Here is a 21968-nt window from a genome sequence, read left to right on the forward strand (position 1 = left end):
CTTCGCCCCTCACCTGATCGGATATGTGGCCAGCGTGACGCGCAGGATTTGCGCGCGGTCGGTCAGGTTCAGGCCGTAATCGGTCTGGTCACCATTCCAGACGCGATCCGCGACCCAGGTGCCGTTGACAAAGCGCCCCTCCTCCACCCGGTCATAAATCCGGCCCCGCCCTTCACGCGTGCTGATGAAATTCACCCGCGCATGCATGCCGGTGATCAGGTAATCATCCTTGCCCATCTCGATGATCACGGCCCCGCCTTTGGGCACCGGATTGCCGGGCGGCTTGTCCATGCCGAACTGCCCCAGCCCATAGGATAGTTCGACCTTCCAGGGTGCAGTGCCCAGGATGATCTGTTCGGCATGTACCGCCTCCGGCTCCGACCCGCCCCACACCTTGCCTTTCAGGCTGCGTTCAGCGATCAGGTCGGCGATGGGGCTGACGGCGCGGTAGGCCAGGGCGAAGGGGGCCAGGGTTTCCGGCGTCACCTTCTCCGCTCCCAGCGGCGCGTTGGCATAGCCGGTATAGTCCAGGCCGAACGGGCTGAACCCGATGCCCTGCCGGCCCAGCACCGCGAACAGGTAGCGGGCATAGACAGCTTTGCTGCCCATCTCTGCCACCATCAGGGCATTGTCGGGCCGGCCATATTGCTCCAGCGTCTTCGTGTAGGGCGCATAACCATCCATGTAGATGTCCGGCGCCAGGAAATCGATATGGGGGGCTGCTGCCTTCCACACATCCAGGACGTTCCAGGTGGGGCCGCCGGCGGAATAGGTATAGGGGTCCTGGTCCTTGAACGGGTCACGCAGGGCGGCGTTCACATAGAGGGGCAGGTCGTATTCTCGTCTGCCGGCCTCGGCCACCTGATCCACGAAGCGGCCAATATGCCAGGCATGGAAGAATTCGTCCGCATCCTTGCCGAAAACCTGCGCCCATGTCCCCGGCTTCTTGCCCATGGCCTTGGTCAGATCGGCCGGAACCGGGCCGTTGAACAGCTTTTCCGCAGCCTTGCCATGGTCGCGGATGGCACCATAAGTGCCGACCTCGTTCTCCACCTGCACCATGATCACGGTGCGCTGTGGGTCCACCTTCTTCAGGTGGCGCATCAGGGCAGCGAAAGCGCGTTTGTCGGCCTCCAGCGTTTCCTTGGCGTGCGGCGACAGGGAATTGCGGATGATGCCCTTAGCCTCAACCACGCGTGGGAACCGGTCATTGTTCAGCTTGACCCAGGCGGGCGCGTAATTGGGGCCGTTATTCTTCCACGTCGCGAACCAGAGCGGGATCAGCCGCACATTATTAGCGCGGGCCTGTTCCAGAAGATGATCGACGAAGCTGAAATCAAACTGTCCTTCCTTGGGTTCGATCTGTTCCCAGGCGATGGGCACCTGCAGCGTGTTGGCCTCGACCTCCTTCACCGCCGGCCAGACATAGGGCAAGGCGGCGGGATAATTGCTTGAATTATTGACCTGCGCGCCCAGGATCAGGAACGGCTTGCCATCGACCAGCAGGGCATGGCGCCCCTGTTCGCGGACCATGCGCGGCAAGGGTGCTTCGGCGGCAAGGGTCGGGCCGGTGGCGACACCAAATGAGAGCAGGCCGACGGCCAGCAGACGGGAAAAACGGGGAAACGGCATCACGGCTCCAATCGGGGGCGGGTGCAAACAGGGTCAGGCCGCAGTGGCCGGGGCCTTGCAATGGCGGTCGATGAATTCACGGTGGGCCGGCATGGTGGCGACGGCCCGCTGCACATAATCGCGATGGCGGGACAGGCGCTGGTGCAACTCCGCTTCCGACATGATGTCGGCCATCGGGTCATACCCAACCGGGTCAACGCCCTGGCCCAGGAAAACCGCAAGCCAGCTTGCCTCTGCGAACAACTGCCCATCAAAGCGGGCGACGCGGCCACGGGCGCGGAACAGGTCGATCTTGTGCCGCAGGCTGTCCGGGATCGGCATGGTCCGGCAATAGTTCCAGAAGTCGCTGTCGTCCCGTTCGGTCGCGTTATAATGCAGGATCAGGAAGTCGCGGATCTGCTCATACTCAATCTCGCTCAACCGGTTGAACTCGTCCCGCGTCGCCTGATCCTTGATGTCAGTGGGCATCAGGGCCAGCAGGCGGAACAGGGCCGTCTGGATCAGGTGGATCGACGTGCTTTCCAGCGGTTCCAGGAACCCGCCGGCAAGCCCGATCCCCACGACATTGCGCACCCAGGCCTTTTCCCGCCGCCCCGCCGTGAAACGCAGCGGACGGGCATCAGCCAGAGGCTTTCCGTCCAGATGGCCCAACAGAAGCGCCTCTGCCTCTGCATCCGACATGAAAGCCGATGAATAGACATGGCCATTGCCGATCCGGTGCTGCAGCGGGATACGCCATTGCCAGCCGGCGGTATGGGCGGTGGAGCGGGTGTAGGGCGTGATGTCCCGCCCGCCCTCACAAGGGATCGCCAGCGCGCGGTCGCAGGGCAGCCAGCGGCTCCAGTCCTTGAACCCCACCCCCAGCGTCTGACCCAGCAGCAGAGAGCGGAAGCCGGAGCAATCGATGAACAGGTCACCCCCGACGCTGCCGCCATCGGCCAGGTCAAAGTTGATGATATAACCATCTTCGGCCCGCTGCCGGATACCCGTTATCCGCCCCTCAATCCGCGCCACACCCAGCCTCGTGGCGAAATCGCGCAGGTAGGCGGCGTAAAGGGCGGCGTCGAAATGATAGGCGTAGGACAGAAGCGGGGCCGAGGCCGGCCCCTGCGGAATCTCCGGCGCGAACCGGCCCTGTCGGGCTGCCACGATGGCGGGGCAGTAATCGCCGATATCGGTGCCGTCGCCCAACGCGCGTGCACGCAGCCAGTAATGGTGGAAGGACACGGCATCGATATTGGCACCATAACTGCCGAACGGATGGATATAGCTGTGCCCAGTACGGGTCCAATTGCGGAATTCGATGCCCAGCTTGAAACTGGCCTGGGTGCGCGCCACGAAGTCGCGTTCGTCAATGCCCAGCAACTGGTTGAAGAACTGGATGGGCGGGATGGTGGCCTCGCCCACGCCAACCGTGCCGATCTCGGCGGATTCAATCAGGGTGATGCGGCCCAGGCGGCCCTTGGTTGCCTTGACCAGAAGGGCAGCCGTCATCCATCCGGCGGTGCCACCGCCGACGATGGTGATGTCCAGAGGCTTTGTCTGCATCATCCCTCCTCCCCCCTACCACCTGCGCCTTGTCGGCGTCTGCGGTAACGGTAACACGATCCGTGATCAGAAGAAAAAGAAGCCCGGACCGGTGTTGCCACCGGCCCGGAAGTTTCCAGCCCTGGGAGGGGCATGGGGACCGTGAAGATCAGTAATTGGCGCGCAGCACGAAGGTGTAGCGCCGGTCGGCATCCACCCAATTATGCATGGTCAGCTTGCCCGGGAACCCGACCAGGACCTTGGTCCGGGAATTGGACAGGTTCGCCGCTTCGACACCGGCCTTGATATGGTCGTTGATCGTGAAGAAGGCAGACGCATCCAGCTGCCCATAATCATCCGCCCAGGCCGGAATATTGATATTCGCCGCCGTGGTGGTGAGCAGATAACGCTCACGCCAGTTCCAGGCCAGACGCAGGGAGATGGGGCCCTTTTCGTACAGGCCCTGGATGTTGTAGGCCCATTTCGACATGCCTTCCAACGGCAGGTTGGTCGAACCCTGGACATTGGCCTGCTGGTTGGCGTCAAACGGGTTGACGGCGGCGTTGCGCGTACCCTTGGACTCGATATGCGTGATGTTGGCCTGTAGGCCCAGTCCGCTGAACGGGTCAGGCAGGAAGTCGTAGAACTGCGAATAGGCCAGCTCGAAGCCCTTGATGCTGCCCTTGCCGGCGTTATAAGGCCGGGTCGCGAAGACATCGCGGGTCACGCCGTTATTGGTGAATTTCACCGTCTGCAAAGTGTTGGTGATGAAATCGTAGATGTCCTTGTAGAAGACCACGCCCGTCAGGCTGCCCGTCGGCGCAAAGTACCATTCCAGCGAGGTGTCGAACTGGTTGGAGCGCAGGGGTTTCAGGTCCGGGTTACCGGCACTGCCCTTGAACTGATAGACGCAGTCGGTGACATCGCCGGGACCAGCCCCGCTCTGGCAGGTATTGCCGACCAGATGCCCGCCATCGGCGGAGATGTTGGCCGTGGCCTGCAGCTGCTGCAGGTCGGGACGCACGATAGAGCTGCCGGCGGCGAAGCGCCATTGCAGTTCGTCTGTCAGCTTCACACGCACATTCAGGCTGGGCAGAAAGTAATCATAGCTTCGCCCGCCCTCTATCGTTGACCGCGCCCCGTTCAGGAAGCGCAGATCATCGGCAAGCGCGCTGTTCGGGTTGATGTTGATACCTGTGGCCGATTGCACCACGGAGAAGCCCTGGCCCTTGGTTTCGGTATGGACATAGCGAAGGCCGATATTGCCATCGACGTCCTTGTCCTCGCCGAACAGCTTCACCTGATTGGCGAAACGGACCAGACCATAGGCAGCCCAGCTTTCCTCCGACTGACGGTTGACACCACCGCCGCCGCCGGTCTGCGCCTCATAATCGCCATTGAAGGGACGCCAGCCCGTGCCCCAGTCGGGTTCGAGCTGAACCGAGCGGATGGCGGCGGCACCCTTCACATAGTCCTTGGCCAAGCGGCCATCGGGGACCAGGAAATTGCCCGGCAGCTGAATGGCGCCGCGCATGAAATCATCGTCGCCATAGCTGTAATAGGGAACCTTGGAACCCGCCTTGTCCAGGGTGGCGAGACCGGCACCGGTCCAGTTCTGGCTGATCCAGCCCCAGTTGTAATTGCTGTCGCGGGTCACGGCCTCGCGCTTGTTATGGCGCACGCCGAACCGGGCGGAAGACAGCCAGTCATCATCGAACGTGTATTCGGTATCGAACCGCTCGGCCCATTGATCCGCCTGATTGCGCTGATGGTTGTCCATCGCGGCGCTGTAATAGTAATTGGCGGGGTTGTTGCGGTAGCTGTCGGCGATGGACAGCGTGACCTTCGGCAGGCCGCCCGTCAGGTCCAGGGTGGAGGCCGGAATGGCGGTGCCACCCGGCATGGCATCGAACAGTGTGAAGTCAATCGATTTGGTCTTGGACTTCACATATTGCACATCGCCGCTGAACGACCAGTGGTCGTTGGGATTGAACTTGATATTCAGCGAGGCGTCTTCGGTGGTCGAATAACGGCGGTTCCAGCGGGCATCCAGCAGGTCGATATCCTGGGTCGTGCCGGTACCGTCGGCCTGATTGGCGATGGTGCCCTTGATAAAATAGCCCCGGTCGTCATAGGTGAAACTGGTGCCCGCCGCCGGGCCGTTGGCCGATCCGGTATTCAAGCCCACCACATGCTCCAGCGCTGCCTGTTCGGCGGCGGAGCGCAGATATTGCGCGGTAATGTCCCAGCGCGCGTCGGGCCGCCATTGCACCACGCCGGCCACGCCGAACCGCTCACGCTCGAAATCCAGGGTACGGTAGCCCCAGCCATCGGGCACATAGACCGTCTTGCCCGGTGCCACGCCGGCAATGTAGTTGCCCGGCTTGTTGGTGGCGTTCGGGTCGGCCCCCACGCGTTCACGATAGGCATTGACGGAGAAGGTGTCGGCGCGGGTGGACAGCTCGGAATAGGCCAGATCGACCAGCACGCCGAATTCGCCCAGCTTGTTGCTTTCCCAGCGGTCGGAATAAAGCACGGAGCCGGACGGCTTCGCCTCCTTGCGCAGGTCGGTATAGGAATAATCGACGGAGCCGGCGATGATGCGGCCCTTGGCATCGAACGGCGTGCGGGTGCGCAGATTGACCACGCCGCCCAGGCCGCCCTCGATCAGGTCGGCGGACGGGTTCTTATAGACATCGACCCCGGCCATCAGTTCCGGCGGCACATCCTCAAACCCCAGGGCGCGGCCATTATTCGCACCGAAACTGTCACGGCCATTGAATTCACCGCGCACCAGCGACAGGCCACGGATCTGCACGCCGCTGCCTTCGATGGACAGACGGTCGGCGTCGCGGCCATTGGCGGTGCGGCCAATGGTGATGCCGGGGATGCGCTGCAGAACCTCCGTCACCGACCGGTCCGGCAGGGCGCCGATATCCACGGCAGTGACGCTGTCGACCAGCTGTTCAGCGTTCTGCTTGATGGCCTGGGCCGACTGCACCTGCGCACGGATGCCGGTGACGATGATTTCATCCAGCTGACCACCATTATCGGCGGTCTGGGCCAGTACCGCCTGCACCGGAAACAGCGCTGTCAATGCCAGTAGCGACGCACCACGGCGAATGCCCCTGCGGGCCTTGCTTGCACTCATCTCAATACCCCCCTGTAGATTTCTTGACCGTGACCGGCATGGAACCGCCATGCCGGTGGATGCGATGTGCCGCGTGCCCGGATCAAGGACGCGGGATGGCGGTTGGGCAGATGGCGTCGGATACGTCCGACATGATCCTGACCGTCGCGATGGAAAGGCCGGCGGGTGCCCCCGTGGCCAGGGTGAAAGGTGTCTCGACCGCTTTCAGATTGGCACCCGCCTGTTTGAAGCAGGACAGGCGCAGCTTCACCGACCGCCATTGGCCTATGGGCGATGCGGCCAAGGTTGGCGTGAGGTCCAGGGCGGCACCCTGCCCCATTTCGATCCGCACCGGTCCCTCTGGCACCTGATCAACCCGGTAGTCCAGCAGCAGGGCATTGCCCAGGGACAGGCGATCCAGGTCCAGCACCGGCCCACCCGTGACGGTCAGGGCTGCATCACCCTTGCCTGTCCAGGTCAGCGCCCGGCCGGCCCCCTGCAGCCCGCCGGCATCGACGGGGCGCAGGGACAGGGCCCCGCCCACCGTCACGACGCTGCCATCATTGCCGACGGGCACCTGCACCGCCCCCTGGCGCAGCGTGAATTTCCAGGGTGCCGGGTTACGGCCCCGCACAAACCAGATATCGGTATTGGCCGCCGCTGGCGACACGCCCGACTGTTCGGACAGCATGGGTACGGCGGCCGGCATGCCCGCATAATCAAGGCCATAGCCAAGCGGGAACAGCGGCGTATAGCCCGGCTGCCCCTTGTTCAGCACCGCCTGTGCGGCATTGGCGGGCCAGGAGAAGGACAGACGACCCTTGAAGTCGCGGCGCGGCTTGCCCGTCCGGTCCCCGATCAGGAGATCGGCAATGGCCCCGCCCTCACTGCCCGGCAGCCAGGCGGCGACAAAGGCGTTGGATGCATTGATTTCCGGGTTCACCCAGAGCGGGCGGCCCGACAGGAACACGGAAATAACCGGAATACCGCGCGCCCGCAGGCTTTTCAGCAGGGCCAGATCGGATTTATCCCCCGGCTGATATTCCAGCGTCGGGATGTCGCCCTGCCCCTCGGCATAGGGCATTTCGCCGAACACCACGATGGCGGCGTCGACCTTGTCCTTGGCGCTGCCATCAACGGACAGGATGGCGTCCCCACCCTGCGCGGACAATGTTTCCTTAAGGCCGGCAAAGATCGACTGTGCGTTGGGGAAGTCGCTGTTCTTGTTGCCGGTTCCCTGCCAGGATAGAGACCAGCCACCCGACTGCCGACCGATATCATCCGCCCCGCTGCCGGCCACCAGGACCCGGGCGCTGGCTTTCAGGGGCAGGACATTGTCCTGGTTCTTCAGCAGCACCAGCGACTTGGCCGCCGCCTCCCGTGCCAGGGCGCGGTGATCGGCACTGCCCAGCAGTTCCGCCCTCCCCTCCAGCGGACGAGCCGCTTCGAACAGGCCCAGCCGGAATTTCACGCGCAGGATGCGGCGGACCGCATCATCCAAGCGGGCCTTGGGAATGGTCCCGGCCTTGACCTGCGCAACCATGTTCTTGAACAGCGCCTTCCAGCCATAGGGTGCCATCAGCATGTCGATGCCGGCCATGATTGAGGCGACGCAATCATCCTCCTTGCAGCCTGGCACCTGGGCATGGCCGTTCCAGTCGCTGATCACAAACCCGTCAAAGCCCCAGCGATCCTTCAGCACGCCGTTCAGCAGCGGGCCATTGCCGTGCATCTTCACCCCCTGCCAGGAGGAAAAGCTGACCATCACCGTCATGGCCCCCGCCTCAATGGCCGGCGAGTAGCCGGCGGCATGCACGCGGATCAGTTCTTCCTCACTGATGGCAGCGTCGCCCTGATCGATGCCGCCGATGGTACCGCCATCGCCCAGGAAGTGCTTGGCTGAGGCCGCGACCCTTCCCTTCTGGACAGCGCTGTCAGTGCCGGCATTAGCATAGGCGCCCTGCAGGCCCTCAACCATGGCGCCGGCATAGCGGCGCACAAGGTCCGGGTCTTCGGAATAGCCTTCATAGGTGCGACCCCAACGATCATCCTGCGGCACGGCGAGCGTGGGGGCGAAGGCCCAATCGATACCAGACGCCGCCGTTTCCAGTGCCGTCGCGGCACCGATGCGGCGGATCAGGTCGGGATCGTTGGCGGCACCCAGACCGATATTGTGCGGGAACAGCGTGGCCCCCACGACATTGCTGTTCCCATGCACCGCATCGATGCCAAAGATCAGGGGGATCGGTTCGTGGCCCGGCCGCTTTTCCAAGGCCACGGCACGCAGGGCGCGGGCCGTATCGACCCAGGGGCCGATGCCAGACCGGTCGGGCGCATTGAACGGCGCGCTGTCACCCCCGGCTAGGACGGAACCCAGCGGATAATCGCGCAGATCCGACGGCTTGATGGAGGGAAGGTCGGCCTGGATCATCTGGCCCACCTTTTCCTCCACACTCATCCGCGACAGAAGATCGGTGATCTTCGCCTCCGTCGCGGCATCGGCCAGCTTCGGTGCCTTGACCGTGGGCCAGCGCGCAGGGTCGGCGATGCCGGTCTGCCCATCGGAGCCGGGCGGCACCGAGGATGCAATGATACCGGTAGCAATAAACATGTTTGCCACCAGTCCGCCGGCAATGCCGACCATAAGGATGGAGTGCAGCTTCATTGGACGCCTTCCCAGCAGGCATCGGCGCGGCCTTCTCGGTTGCCGCCTTCCGCGCCCGATTTCCCCCGCGATTACACCCGACATGAATTCGGATGTTTGTTTTATTAATTCGATGATAGCGCTATCAAAGACAGAGCGCAAGGGTGTATAAATGATTTATCCTATCAATATGTCGCTGCACGCCGTTTGGCACGAAATCAAGAAAATTGGCGGGGAAACGACGGGATGATGATCACAAGACGCCACGTTTTGGGGGCGATGCCGGCGGCCGGCCTGGCCGCCTTACCCGCATTGGCGGATGAAAATGTCCCGTTCCAGCCCGGTTGGGATAGTTTGGCCGCCGGTTACCGCACGCCCGACTGGTTCCGCGATGCCAAGCTGGGTTTGTGGGCGCATTGGGGGCCGCAATGCGTGCCGGAGGCAGGCGACTGGTATGGCCGCTTCATGTATATGCAGGGCCACCGCATGTACGACCACCATTTGAAGACCTACGGTCACCCAGCCGAGACGGGCTTCATGGAGATTATCGGGCGGTGGAAGGCGGAGAAATGGGACCCGCGCGACCTGATGGCCCGATATCAGAAGGCGGGGGCCCGCTACTTCGTCGCAATGGCCCAGCATCATGACAATTTCGATAATTTCGACAGCCGCTGGCACGCCTGGAACGCCACACGGGTGGGGCCAAAGCGCGACATTGTCGGCATCTGGGAAAGGCTGGCACGGCGGGCCGGCCTGCGCTTTGGCATTTCCAACCATGGTGCCCATGCCTGGCATTGGTTCCAGACGGCCTATGGCTATGATCCGGAGGGGGCGCGGGCCGGCATCCGCTATGACGCCCACCGCCTGACCCGCGCCGATGGCAAGGGCACATGGTGGGATGGGCTGGACCCGCAGGACCTCTATGGCGGCCCGATGATGGTGCCGCCGGCAGGGATCACCACCATCAAGGCCATGGATGAATGGCACGACGCCCATACCGGCCAGTGGTTGGAAACGCCCCCGCCGGGCAACCCGGCCTTTGTCAAATCCTGGTACCTGCGCGCCTTGGACGTGATCGAGAAGTACCGGCCCGATCTGGTCTATTTCGACAATTACGGCCTGCCCTTCGGTCAAGTCGGCCTGGATGTGGCGGCCCGGTACTACAACCTGTCCCGGCAGTGGCATGACGGCCGGATGGAGGTGGTGGTCAATGGCAAGCGGCTAACCGATGACCGGCAGCGCAAGGCAATAGTGGAGGACCATGAACGCAGCTTTGTGGACGATATCCGGCCTGATCCCTGGCAGACCTGTACCTGCATCGGGCAATGGCATTACGACCGGGGCCTCTATGACCGCGGCAGCTACAAATCCCTCACCCAGGTGGTCCAGAGCCTGACGGACATCGTCTCCAAGAACGGCAATCTGCTACTGTCGGTGCCCTTGCGTGGTGATGGCAGTCTGGATGATCTGGAAATCCGCTTTCTGGACGGGCTGGCCGCCTGGACCGCCAGCAATGGCGAGGCGATTTTCGGCACAAGGCCGTGGCGCCGGTTTGGTGAGGGGCCGACGCAGTTCGCGAAGGATGAGGCGAAGCAGGAGCCCTTTACCGCCGCCGACCTGCGCTTCACCACCAAGGCGGGGGCGCTTTATGTGCTGGCCATGGCCTGGCCTGCTGACGGTCGGCTGATCGTGGCAAGCTTGGCTGGCAGCAGCCAGGGCGTGGTGGAGCGGGTGGAGCTGCTGGGCCGTGATGGCACCCCCCTGCCCTTTCGCCAGACGGAAGCAGGGCTGGAGATCACCCTGCCTGAACAGCCCAACACGACCCCGATGCTGGCCCTGCGCCTGAACGGGCGGGGTCTGGTTTGAGGCCGGAATAAGAACCAAACGGGAGGAACGAATGAGCCGATTGCGCACCCTGGCGCTGACCTTTCTGCTGAGCACGGCCCCCGTGGCGGCGGCCCCCATCGACCTGACATCACCCGATGGCAAGGTGGCGGTCCGTATTGACCAGGATAGCGCCGAGCGGCTGACCTATGCCGTGCGCTATGGCGATGTGGCGATCCTGTCGCCATCCATCCTGGGGCTGGATATGGAGGGGCAGCGCAAAGCGCTGGTGGGTGGGCTGACTGTCACCGGGACCGCGACGCGGACCAGTGACAGCACCTATCGGCTGGTGGCCGGCAAGGTCTCCACGGCGCGGGATCACTTCAACGAGGTGACCGTCAGTCTGGCGGAGAAGGACGCGCCGGGGCGCAAGCTGGAGGTGATCATCCGCGTCTATGATGATGGGGTGGCCCTGCGCTATCGTCTGCCGCAGCAGGCGGGGATGAATGAGATGGCCCTGCGGCAGGAACGCACCCGCTTCAGCTTTGCTGGCGATTTCGATTGCTGGGGCCTGAACCTGGGGCATTTCCGCACCGCGCATGAGGGGGAGTTTGACCCCATCCCCGCCGGGCGTATCCGGCCCAGCCATCTGTATGACGCCCCGCTGGTCTGCCAGACATCGGCCAATGGCCCGGCCTTCGCCATCGCGGAGGCCGACCTGAAGGATTATGCCGGCCTGTATCTGACACGGCCCGGCGATGGCAGCCTGGGCGTGGAAAGCGTGCTGTCACCGCGCCTGGACGAGCCGAAGATTGCCGTCCGGCGGACGATCCCGGCGGAAGGGGCCTATAGCCCCTGGCGGATCATCATGCTGGCGCGGCATGCCGGCGCGCTGAACGAGACAAACCTGATAACGACGCTGAACCCCGACCCGGCCTTCAAGGATACAAGCTGGATCAAGCCGGGCAAGGCGGCGTGGGACTGGTGGAATGGCTGGCGGGCGGCGGGTGCCCAGAATGAGGTCCAGGCCAATGACGCCACCGTCACCGCCTTCATCGATCAGGCCGCAGCCCAGGGTTTGGACTATATGCTGGTCGATGATGGCTGGTATCTGAATTCCGGCGGGGAAGGCAGCGTGAAGCCGGGGGCCGACCTGATGACGGTGACCCCAGGCCTGAACCTGTCCGGCATGATCGAGTATGGCCGCAGGAAAGGGATCGGCCTCTGGCTGTGGATGCACTGGGAATTGCTGGAACCCAGGATGGAGGCGGTGCTGGCCCATTATGCGAGGATGGGCATCAAGGGCATCAAGGTCGACTTCATGGACCGCGATGATCAATGGATGGTGGATTTCTATCACCGGCTGCTGACCGTGGCCGCCAAGCATAAGCTGATGGTGGACCTGCACGGGGCCTATCACCCGACGGGCCTGATCAGGACATACCCGCATTACCTGACCCAGGAGGGGGTGCTGGGCGCGGAGTATAATAAATGGTCGAGCCGGATCACGCCCAGCCATAATGTCATGCTGGCCTATACGCGCCTGCTGCTGGGGCCCATGGATTATACGCCCGGCGGCTTTCGCCATGCCAGCCCGACGACGTTCGAGCCACGCTTCAAGGGGCCGATGGTCCAGACGACGCGGGCCCATGGGTTGGCGCTGTATGTGGTCTATGACAGCCCGTTTGCCTGTGTGTCCGACAGTCCCGAGGCCTATCAGGGGCAAGACGGGCTGGACTTCATCCGCGCCGTACCCACCAGTTGGGATGAGGTCCGGTTTGTGGCCGGCGAGGTCGGGCAGTATATCGCCCTGGCCCGGCGCAAGGGAGATGTCTGGTACCTGGGTGTTATCAATAATGAGGAGGGGCGGGCGGTGGACTTGCCGCTGACCTTCCTGGGCAAGGGCGACTACCGGGCGGAGATCATCAGGGATGGCAAGGAGCCTGCCGCGATCACGCGCGAAAGCCGGAAGGTGACGGCCGGCGATTTGATACCGGTCCAGTTGGCCGGGGCCGGCGGGGCGGTGCTGGTTCTGCGCCCTCAGAAATGACGCCAGCCGCCGGGGCCGAGATCTGTTTCGGCCCCGTCCAGGCCCAGAATGTCCAGGCCCGGTTCGCCCTCCACCACCTTGCCGATACGCGTCACGCTGATACCGGCATTCTGACCGGCGGCGGCGATGTCTTCGGCCTTATCAGCAGGGGCGGTGAAGGCCACTTCGTAATCATCGCCACCGGTCAGGATGGTACGGCGCAGGGCGGGCGTGCCGACCAGCAGGCGCAGGGCCGGGCCGGACAGCGGTACCGACTGCACATCCAGGGCCAGGCGCACCTTGCTGGTCAGCGCCAGATGGCGCAGGTCGGCGACCAGCCCATCGGAAATATCCAGCGCCGCCGTGCCGAACACGCGCAGCGAGGCGACAAGGTCCAGGCGCGGCGTGGGACGGCGCAGGCGGGACAGGAGATAGGCGCGGTCGGCCTCTGCCACCGGCTGGGTCAGGGCACCCTGCGCCAGCTTCAAGCCCAGGGCGGCATCGCCGATGGAGCCGGTGACGAACAGGGCATCGCCCAGCTTCGCCCCCTTGCGCCGGATCATGCGATTGCGCGGCACCAGACCCAGGGCCGTGATGGTCAGCGACAAGGGACCGGATGTCGAGACAGAATCGCCGCCCAGCAGATTGACCTTGAAGGCGCGCTGCGCCTCCCCCAACCCCTTGGCGAACGCCTCCACCCAGTCATCGCCAATGGCCTTGGGCAGGCTGGTGACCAGGGAATAGGCGAGCGGTTCAGCCCCCTTGGCGGCCAGATCCGACATGTTGACGGCCAGGATCTTCCAGGCTAGGTCGGCGGGATTGTCATTGGGCAGGAAATGCACGCCGCTGACCATGGCATCGGTGGTCACCACCAGCTGCTGATCATGAGGCACATCCAGGACGGCGGCATCGTCGGTCAGGTCGAAGGCACCGGGGACGCCCACGGCCAAGGGCCGGAAGAAACGTTCGATCCGGCCGAATTCACCCAAGCTGACGGCACCGCCCTGCCCGCTCACGACGCGTCGCCCTTGCCCGCCGGCTTGGCGTTCATTTCGGCGGCGCGCAAGGTGCGGGCCAGCTTGTCCAGAACGCCATTGACCATGCCCGGCTCGCGGCCCGCGAAGAAGGCGTGGGTCACGTCGATATAGTCATTGATGATGATGTGCGGGGCCACAGCCGTATTGGCCAGCAATTCCCAGGAACCGGCCCGCAGGATGGCCCGCAGCAGCAGCTCCATCCGCTCCAGCGACCATTGCCGGTCCAGCAGCCCGCCCAGATGCTGATCCACCTCCGCCAGACGGCCCTGCACCCCGCGCACGATATCGGCGAACAGGGTCGGGTCGGCGGTCACAAACTCCTCCCCATCCTGTTCCTGGCCGATGCGGTGACGCGCAAATTCATGGATCACCGTATCGCTTGACGCCCCGGCCAGATCGATCTGGTACAGACCCTGGACAGCGGCCAGTCGGGCAGCCGAACGGCGGGCCTTGGCAGACCCGGTGGGCTTGATCTTCGGCGCCGGTTCAGTGGCGGCAGGGGGGGTGATCTTCTTGCGCGGGGGCATATTGAAACCTGGAAACTCAGCGTGAATAGAGACGGAACTGCTTCTTCAGCTCGATCATCTGAAGGCAGGCGTTGGCGGCGAACCCGCCCTTGTTCTTCTGATTGACGGCGGCACGCGCCCAGGCCTGTTCATAATTCTCGGTCGTGAGAATGCCGTTGCCGATGGCCAGCGTATGGTTCAGCGACAGCTGCGCCAGACCATGGGCGCTTTCCTGACAGACATAGTCGTAATGTGTCGTCTCACCCCGGATCACGCAGCCCAGCGCCACGTAACCGTCGAAACGGCGGCGGCCGGAATAGAAATCCATGGAGCGGACGGAGAACTGAATGGCGGCGGGGATTTCCAGGGCGCCGGGCACCTGGAAAATCTCATAGGTGGCACCCACCGCATCCAGGGCCGCCACGGCGCCCTTGACCAGTTCGTCCGCGAGGTCGTCGTAGAAACGGGCCTCGACGATCATGATATGGGGCGCGTCAGCCATGGGGGCCATCCAGTCCGTCATGTTGAAAGATCAGAAGGGGGTGGGTATGGCCCTTTGGCCAACAATGGTCAAGCCATAGCCTTCGAGGCCCACCACCGTCTTTTTGGTATTGCTCAGCAGCACCATCTTCTTCACGCCCAGGTCGTTCAGAATCTGGGCTCCGATGCCGTAATCACGCAGCTCGCCATTCAGGTCGGCATTACCGTCATCAATGGCGCGCAGCCGGTCGGCCAGCGAGAAGGGCTGAGCATCGCGCATCAGGACGATGACGCCGCGCCCTTCCTCCCCCACCGCCTTCATGGCGGCTTCCAGGCTGCCCACGGGGCCATGGCGGCTGTCGGCCAGCAGGTCCTTGACGATGTTCAGCGAATGCATGCGCACCGGCACCGGTACATCATCATGGATGTCGCCCTTGACCAGGGCCACATGCTCCGCCCCGCTGATGCGGTTGCGATAGACGATCATTTCGAACCGGCCGCCAAAATGGCTGTCCAGAACGGTACGGTAGGAACGTTCGACGATGGTCTCCGTGCGGCGGCGATAGGCGATCAGGTCGGCGATAGTGCCGATCTTCAGCCCGTGCAACTGCGCGAACTTCACCAGATCCGGCATGCGGGCCATGGTGCCGTCATCATTCATGATCTCACAGATCACGCCGGCGGCGGGCAGACCGGCCAGACGCGACAGGTCCACCGACGCCTCGGTATGGCCGGCGCGGACCAGGGTGCCGCCATCGCGGGCCAGCAGCGGGAAGACGTGACCGGGGGTCACGATATCGCGGCTGTCGACATTCTCATCAATGGCGACCTGGATGGTGCGGGCGCGGTCGGCGGCACTGATACCCGTAGTGACACCCGTCCGCGCCTCGATCGACACGGTGAAGGCCGTCTGATGACGGGTACCGTTCTGCTGCGCCATCAAAGGCAGGCGCAGACGTTCATTCATGGGGCTGTCGATGGCCAGACAGATCAGGCCGCGCCCGAAACGCGCCATGAAATTGATGGCTTCCGGCGTAGCGGCAGAGGCGGGGATGACCAGATCGCCCTCATTCTCCCGGTCTTCATCATCGACCAGGATGAACATCCGGCCCTGGCGGGCCTCTTCGATCAGTTCCTCGGTGCTGGACAGCACGGGACGGTCATCCTCGGTCAGACGGGTTTCGATAGCCGACATAGGTTAAGCGTCCTTCCCCACCAGCCGCGCGACATAACGCGCCAGCATGTCCACTTCCAGATTGATCTTCGCCCCCGGCCCGATCAGGCCGAAGGTCGTCTGTTCCGCCGTATGCGGGATGATGTTGACGCCGAAGACATCGTCATCGACCTCATTCACTGTCAGCGACACGCCGTTCAACGCCACCGAGCCCTTGGCCGCGATGAACCGCTTCAGGGTCTGCGGCACGCGGAAGCGCCAGCGGTGACTGTCGCCATCCGGGGTGACGGACACCACCTCCCCCACGCCATCGACATGGCCGTAGACCAGATGGCCGCCCAGTTCATCCCCCAGCTTCAGGGAGCGCTCCAGGTTCAAGGGGGTGCCGACCACCCAATCGCCGACGGTGGTCTTGGCGATGGTTTCGGCGGACACATCCACCTTATAGGCGTCGGCCAGTTTTTCCACGACGGTCAGGCAGACCCCGTTGGAAGCAATGGACGCGCCCATGGCAACGCTGTTCAGGTCGAACCGCGTTTGGATGGTCAGTCTCAGGTCGCCACGGCGCTCGATCTCCACGACGCGGCCGACATCGGTGATGATTCCGGTAAACATGGGCCATAACCTAGGGCTTACCGCGCTTTTGTGCGAGGGGGCGATAGATGCACGGGGCGCATGGCGGGATGGGGTTAATGGGATGCTGACGCGGGACTAATTTCCATTCTGTTAACCCTGTGAAACATGTGGAACGGGGGTAATGGCGGGTTTCAGTCGTCGCGATGCTTGCCTTTCATGGCGAGCCAGCGCGCATGCGCCACGAGGCGGGCGGCGGTGAGGCCGGGGATGCCGTCGGGGCCGTCAGCGTCAGGGCGGCTGTTGTGCAGCAGCCAGGCCAGCAGGCGGACCGAGCCTTGCGGGCGGCGGATGGGTGCGGCACGGCGGGGGTTGTCGGGTGGGTTGGGAGTGGGGCGGGTGGTCGCGCGGTAGGGTTGAGTGCGCTTTCGGGGTGGTTTTGCGGTGGTGGCGGGGCGTGCCGTCGCCGCCTCCCCATTCCCCTTCGTCATCCCGGCGAAAGCCGGGACCCCGGGGTCAGGGGTACCATCGCTATCCGGTGCGTCGGCCCTGGGTGGGGCGGTTTGAGGGGAGAGGTCGGGCGTGTGGCCCCTGGGTCCCGGCGTTCGCCGGGATGACGAAGAAAGCGGGGATGACGGGTGAGGCGGGGATGTCACCGCCGGTCGGATCGGTCCCGGCGGGCGCAGGCCGGTGGGGGGGTCTGGTTCCGGGCTTTCCTCCATGATCGGCAGGGGCGTGTCGGGGCCGGGCGGGGCGGAGAGGTCGGCCCGGATGGCGGCTTCCTTGGCGGCGCTGGGCCACCAGCCCTGAGGGATGCGGGCATAGCCGGGCTTGGGTGGCTTTTCCGCCTGTTGCAGCAGGGTCTCGCCAATGCCCAGCCGTTCGGCGGCCCAGAGCGTGGCGCGCATATTGCCGTCGGCCACGGCGCGATAGATCGTGTCCACCACCAACTCGCGCATGGCGACGAAGCGGCTGTCGGCCTCCCGCCGCATCAGGGCGCGCTCCTCGGCGATGCGGCGGCGCAGATTGGGCGACTGGCTGATGGCGCGCCAGATGGTGGTGCGCGACAGCTTGTAATGTTCCGCGATCTTGATGATGGGCACGCCGGCAGCAAGGTGAAAGGCGATCTTAGCCCAGGTGGGTTCATCCGCCGCGCGGGAATTATATCCTGCCATCAGGCGCGGGCTGCTGGCCGCGTAATCGTTGGGGGCGGGGCGGGAATTGTCCGGTTCGGTCGCTGCCGCAGCCATGGCGGCGCGGATCGCGTCCTGACGCTGACGCAGGGAGAGGCCGGAGAGGTTGGGTTGCATGGTGCGCGCTCCGTGGGGAGGTGGGAGTGCGATCCTAGCATGAACTGGGAAAATATTCCAGGGATAGGGGTGAGAGGCGGTCAGGTTTTGATGTGATCACCCTTATCCGTCATCCCCGCTTTCGCGGGGATGACGGTGGAGGGCAGATTCAATCCGATTCCATATAATCAGAAAGAGGCTGCCGAAGCGTATTCCGCGGAGCGACGGGGACGGGTTTCCGCGGATTACGGCTGCGCCTAATCCGCGCTACGAGGGTTGTTTGTACAGGCGGTTTTCGTCTGCCGTCGGTGTCAGGTGCCGAGCCTGTTCCAGTGCGTCCACACCCAAGGCACCCACCGCCGGCAGACCATCCCCGCCGATCAGCATCGGTGCGCGGAACCATTCGATCTGATCGACCAAGCCGGCCTTCAGGAACGCAGTGGCGACCGTGGGGCCGCCTTCGACCAGCAGGCGGGTGATCCCCTGCCCTGCCAGGGCCGACAGGATGGCGGCGATGGGCGGGTGACCTATGTCGTCAGGCGCGACGCGCAGGATGCGCACGCCCAGGGTCTCCAAGGCGGTCGCGCGAAGGGCGTCGGCGTCGGCCCGCGTCACGACCCAGGTGGGGGCCGTGCTGGCGGCACCCTGGGCCAGTTTGGATGTCACGGGCAGGCGCAGATGGCTGTCCAGGACGACGCGCACGGGATTGGCCGCCTCCAGCCCTGGCAGACGGCAGGTCAGTTCGGGATCATCGGCGAGCGCGGTGCCGATGCCGATCAGGATGGCGTCATGGTTGGCGCGCAGCAGGTGGCCGCGCGCCCGGCTGTCAGGGCCGGTGATCCACTGGCTGTGGCCGGTCGAGGTCGCCACGCGTGCATCCAGGCTGGTCGCCAGTTTCAGGGTGACGCCAGGGCGGCCCTTCAGGATGCGGGTGATGAAGCCGTGATTGACCGCCTGCGCTTCCCCCGCACACAGGCCGACATCGACCTGAATGCCGGCGTCGCGCAGACGGCGGATGCCGCCGCCGGAAACGCGGGGGTCCGGGTCCTCGCACGCCACCACGATGTGGGCCACACCCGCATCGATCAGCGCCTCAGAGCAGGGCGGGGTCTTGCCATGGTGGTTGCAGGGTTCCAGGCTGACATAGACGGTGGCGCCGCGCGCGGCATCACCGGCCTGAGCCAGGGCCTGCGGTTCGCCATGGGGGCGACCGCCGGGGGCGGTGACGCCCCGGCCCACAACCTGACTATCCTTGACCACGATACAGCCAACCGACGGGTTGGGCCAGACACGGCCCAGATTGCGCCGGGCCAGCGAAAGGGCGGCGCGCATATGCGCCTCGTCATCCGCGCTGAAGGACGGGGCCGCGTCGGTCACGCCATCCCCGCTCAATCGTTATCTTCGGGCCGCAGCTTTTCAACGAAATCGTTGAAATCCGCCGCCTCGCGGAAATCGCGATAGACGGAGGCGTAGCGGATATAGGCAACCTTATCGATGCCGGCCAGCTGGTTCATCACCATCTCGCCAATCTGGGTGGAGGGGATTTCGGTTTCCCCGCTGCTTTCCAGCTGTCGCACGATGGAGTTCACGACGCGGTCGATCCGGTCGGCATCCACGGGCCGCTTGCGCAGGGAGATACGCATGGAGCGCAGCAGCTTCTCCCGGTCAAACGGTTCCTTCTGACCGGATGCCTTCACCACATAAAGCTCACGCAGCTGCACCCGTTCAAAGGTGGTGAAGCGGGCGCCGCAGGCCGGGCAAAAACGGCGGCGGCGGATGGCGGACCCGTCATCGGTGGGGCGCGAGTCCTTCACCTGGGTATCGTCATTCCCGCAGAACGGACAGCGCATGAAACCCCTCCAGAATTGTTATATTTGCTACCTGGAAACCCCGGTTCCGACATGGCCGGAACCGGGGTCTTTGTCAATGTCAGAGCGTCGGGTAGATGGGGAAGCGGCGGCACAGTTCCTGTACCCGCGCACGCACCCGCTCTTCCGCCGCTGCATTATCACCATTGCTGACCGCGAGCGCGTCCAGCACCTCCACGATCATGTCGCCGACCTGCGCGAACTCCGCCGTGCCGAAGCCGCGCGTGGTGGCCGCCGGGGTGCCCAGACGCACACCGGAGGTCACGAACGGCTTTTCCGGGTCGAACGGCACGCCGTTCTTGTTGCAGGTCATGCCGGCATTTTCCAAGGCATGCTCCGCGGCCTTGCCCGTCAGCTTCTTGGGACGCAGGTCGACCAGCACGATATGGCTGTCGGTGCCGCCGGACACGATGTCCAGGCCGCCGGCGATCAGACGGTCGGCCAGCACCTTGGCATTGGCGACGACATTGGCGGCGTAGGTCTTGAATTCCGGGCGCAGCGCCTCACCGAAGGCCACGGCCTTGGCGGCGATGACATGCATCAGCGGGCCGCCCTGCAGGCCGGGGAACACGGCGGAATTGAACTTCTTGCCCAGATCCAGGTCATTGGACAGGATCATGCCGCCACGCGGGCCGCGCAGGGTCTTGTGCGTGGTGGTGGTCACGACATGGGCGTGCGGCAGCGGCGAGGGATAGACGCCGGCGGCGACCAGACCCGCATAATGGGCCATGTCCACCATCAGATAGGCCCCGATCTCGTCCGCGATCTTGCGGAAACGGGCGAAGTCGATCTGGCGCGGATAGGCGGAGCCACCGGCGATGATCAGCTTGGGCTTATGCTCACGCGCCTTGGCCTCCACCTCATCATAATCGATCAGGTTGGTGTCGCGGGTCACGCCATAGGACACGACCTTGAACCACTTGCCCGACTGGTTGGCGGGGGCACCATGGGTCAGGTGACCGCCGGCGGCCAGGTCCATGCCCATGAACGTGTCGCCCGGCTGCAGCAGGGCCATGAACACGGCCTGGTTGGCCTGCGCGCCGGAATGGGGCTGCACGTTCGCGTATTCGCAGCCGAACAGCTTCTTCGCGCGTTCAATGGCCAGCGTCTCGGCGATGTCCACATACTCGCAACCGCCATAATAGCGCTTGCCCGAATAGCCTTCGGCGTACTTGTTCGTCAGAACCGAACCCTGGGCCTCCAGCACGGCGGTGGAGACGATGTTTTCCGAGGCGATCAGTTCGATCTGATCCTGCTGCCGGCCCAACTCCTGACGCAGGGAGGCGTACAGTTCGGGATCGGCGTCGGACAGCTTATCGGTGAAGAAACCCTGGATGCTCATGTTCGTCTGGTCCTCTGGTACCGGTCGGGCGTTTCAGCCCAACATCGCGACACGGCGGGCATGACGGCCGCCTTCGAATTCCGTGGTGAAGAAGGTGGCGACACAATCCTTCGCCACCTCCACGCCGATGGTGCGCGCACCCAGGCACAGCACGTTGGCGTCATTATGCAGGCGAGTCAGCCGCGCCTCTGTTGGTGTATGGCACAGGGCGGCGCGCACATGGCGGTGACGGTTGGCGGCAATGGAAATGCCGATGCCGGTGCCGCAGATCAGCACGCCGGATGTGGCGCGGCCATCGGCCAGGGCGGCGGCGACGGCATCGGCGAAGCTGGGATAATCCACCGATTCCGGCCCGTTGGTGCCAAGGTCAAGGACGGTGTGGCCGGCGGCACGCAGCTGTTCGGTCAGGACGGATTTCAGTTCCGGGCTGGCATGATCGCCGGCAATCGCGATGGTCTGGACACCCATATTCCACCCTCAACCGGGCAAGGACGCCCGGCACCCCTGGAAACAGAGAAGCGACCCCATCATTAGGGGGTCGCCGACGCGCAGGACCCTAGCAGAAGTGTCGCCGCCACACCAGTTCCCGCCCAAAGCCTGAAAAGCAGCCCCGCCTTGCCCCCGGCGCGCGCCTTATCCGGTTGTTGCGTTATTGAAAGTAATTTTGTAATAGAAATAATTGAAACATGGCGGCGGCAAATGGTTGGGAACCGGTTTCCGTTGTCGATTTCCGACATCGAAAAGGCATCTTAAGAATTATGATGAAACATTGGAAATGTTCGATCTGTGCTTTTTTGATAAACTTTTAGACACATATTAATGTTCATTCGCCGATTTGAATGGCATAGATGAAAGATCAATGACTTATCGAGCATTAACGCGACTGACTTGATGTTTGACAATGAGACATAGT

16 protein-coding genes are annotated in these 21968 nt (G+C 63.9%); 2 read left to right on the plus strand and 14 right to left on the minus strand.

The features are described from left to right. Window positions 1–9: 9 nt before the first annotated feature. The 4 genes from ABC729_RS21985 to ABC729_RS22000 all read right to left on the minus strand — a co-directional run bounded on the left by ABC729_RS21985 (window position 10) and on the right by ABC729_RS22000 (window position 8954). Window positions 10–1632: a DUF5597 domain-containing protein gene (locus tag ABC729_RS21985; RefSeq protein WP_495609750.1), complete on the minus strand. Its 1623-nt coding sequence runs from the start codon at window positions 1630–1632 to the stop codon at window positions 10–12. A gap of 33 nt (window positions 1633–1665) precedes the next feature. After that, entirely contained in the window at window positions 1666–3183 is a 1518-nt protein-coding gene (locus ABC729_RS21990) for a tryptophan halogenase family protein (protein ID WP_495609751.1), read from the minus strand. 145 nt (window positions 3184–3328) lie between these two features. Beyond that, window positions 3329–6310: a TonB-dependent receptor gene (locus tag ABC729_RS21995; protein ID WP_495609752.1), complete on the minus strand. Its 2982-nt coding sequence runs from the start codon at window positions 6308–6310 to the stop codon at window positions 3329–3331. 82 nt (window positions 6311–6392) lie between these two features. After that, window positions 6393–8954, minus strand: a complete 2562-nt coding sequence (locus ABC729_RS22000; protein WP_495609753.1) for a glycoside hydrolase family 3 protein — start codon at window positions 8952–8954, stop codon at window positions 6393–6395. Window positions 8955–9179: 225 nt separating this feature from the next. Here ABC729_RS22000 and ABC729_RS22005 point away from each other — a divergent pair, with 225 nt between their 5' ends. Together ABC729_RS22005 and ABC729_RS22010 are read left to right on the plus strand one after the other, a co-directional pair. Continuing rightward, the gene (locus ABC729_RS22005; RefSeq protein WP_495609754.1) at window positions 9180–10799 is read left to right on the plus strand and encodes an alpha-L-fucosidase; all 1620 of its coding nucleotides are present in this window, start codon (window positions 9180–9182) and stop codon (window positions 10797–10799) included. A gap of 31 nt (window positions 10800–10830) precedes the next feature. Continuing rightward, window positions 10831–12807, plus strand: coding sequence for a glycoside hydrolase family 97 protein (locus ABC729_RS22010; RefSeq protein ID WP_495609755.1), 1977 nt, complete (start codon window positions 10831–10833; stop codon window positions 12805–12807). On the opposite strand, the gene thiL is transcribed toward ABC729_RS22010, so the two are convergent. The 10 genes from thiL to rpiB all read right to left on the minus strand — a co-directional run bounded on the left by thiL (window position 12798) and on the right by rpiB (window position 21523). Next, window positions 12798–13802 (minus strand): thiamine-phosphate kinase, encoded by a 1005-nt coding sequence (gene thiL / locus ABC729_RS22015; RefSeq protein ID WP_495609756.1) that lies wholly within the window; start codon window positions 13800–13802, stop codon window positions 12798–12800. The two genes, ABC729_RS22010 and thiL, sit on opposite strands and share 10 nt — an antisense overlap. After that, entirely contained in the window at window positions 13799–14350 is a 552-nt protein-coding gene (nusB, locus tag ABC729_RS22020; protein ID WP_495609757.1) for a transcription antitermination factor NusB, read from the minus strand. Before nusB ends, thiL begins: the two co-directional genes overlap by 4 nt. 16 nt (window positions 14351–14366) lie before the next feature. Next, window positions 14367–14831, minus strand: a complete 465-nt coding sequence (locus tag ABC729_RS22025) for a 6,7-dimethyl-8-ribityllumazine synthase (protein ID WP_054168221.1) — start codon at window positions 14829–14831, stop codon at window positions 14367–14369. Window positions 14832–14861: 30 nt separating this feature from the next. Next, entirely contained in the window at window positions 14862–16004 is a 1143-nt protein-coding gene (gene ribB / locus ABC729_RS22030) for a 3,4-dihydroxy-2-butanone-4-phosphate synthase (RefSeq protein ID WP_495609758.1), read from the minus strand. Between the two features lie 3 nt (window positions 16005–16007). Next, entirely contained in the window at window positions 16008–16598 is a 591-nt protein-coding gene (locus ABC729_RS22035; protein ID WP_102114866.1) for a riboflavin synthase, read from the minus strand. Window positions 16599–16750: 152 nt separating this feature from the next. Further along, the gene (locus ABC729_RS22040) at window positions 16751–17866 is read right to left on the minus strand and encodes a transposase family protein (protein ID WP_495609759.1); all 1116 of its coding nucleotides are present in this window, start codon (window positions 17864–17866) and stop codon (window positions 16751–16753) included. Window positions 17867–18112: 246 nt separating this feature from the next. Then, window positions 18113–19237, minus strand: coding sequence for a bifunctional diaminohydroxyphosphoribosylaminopyrimidine deaminase/5-amino-6-(5-phosphoribosylamino)uracil reductase RibD (gene ribD / locus ABC729_RS22045; RefSeq protein ID WP_495609760.1), 1125 nt, complete (start codon window positions 19235–19237; stop codon window positions 18113–18115). After that, complete coding sequence (gene nrdR, locus ABC729_RS22050) at window positions 19234–19695, minus strand: transcriptional regulator NrdR (protein WP_054168191.1); 462 nt, start codon at window positions 19693–19695, stop codon at window positions 19234–19236. The genes ribD and nrdR overlap by 4 nt, the downstream gene beginning before the upstream one ends. 79 nt (window positions 19696–19774) lie before the next feature. Further along, on the minus strand, window positions 19775–21055 hold the full coding sequence (glyA, locus tag ABC729_RS22055) for a serine hydroxymethyltransferase (protein WP_495609761.1): 1281 nt from the start codon (window positions 21053–21055) through the stop codon (window positions 19775–19777). Window positions 21056–21088: 33 nt separating this feature from the next. Further along, complete coding sequence (gene rpiB / locus ABC729_RS22060) at window positions 21089–21523, minus strand: ribose 5-phosphate isomerase B (protein WP_495609762.1); 435 nt, start codon at window positions 21521–21523, stop codon at window positions 21089–21091. Window positions 21524–21968: the final 445 nt, after the last annotated feature.

It is taken from the genome of Niveispirillum sp. CC-CTL257, from assembly GCF_059489915.1.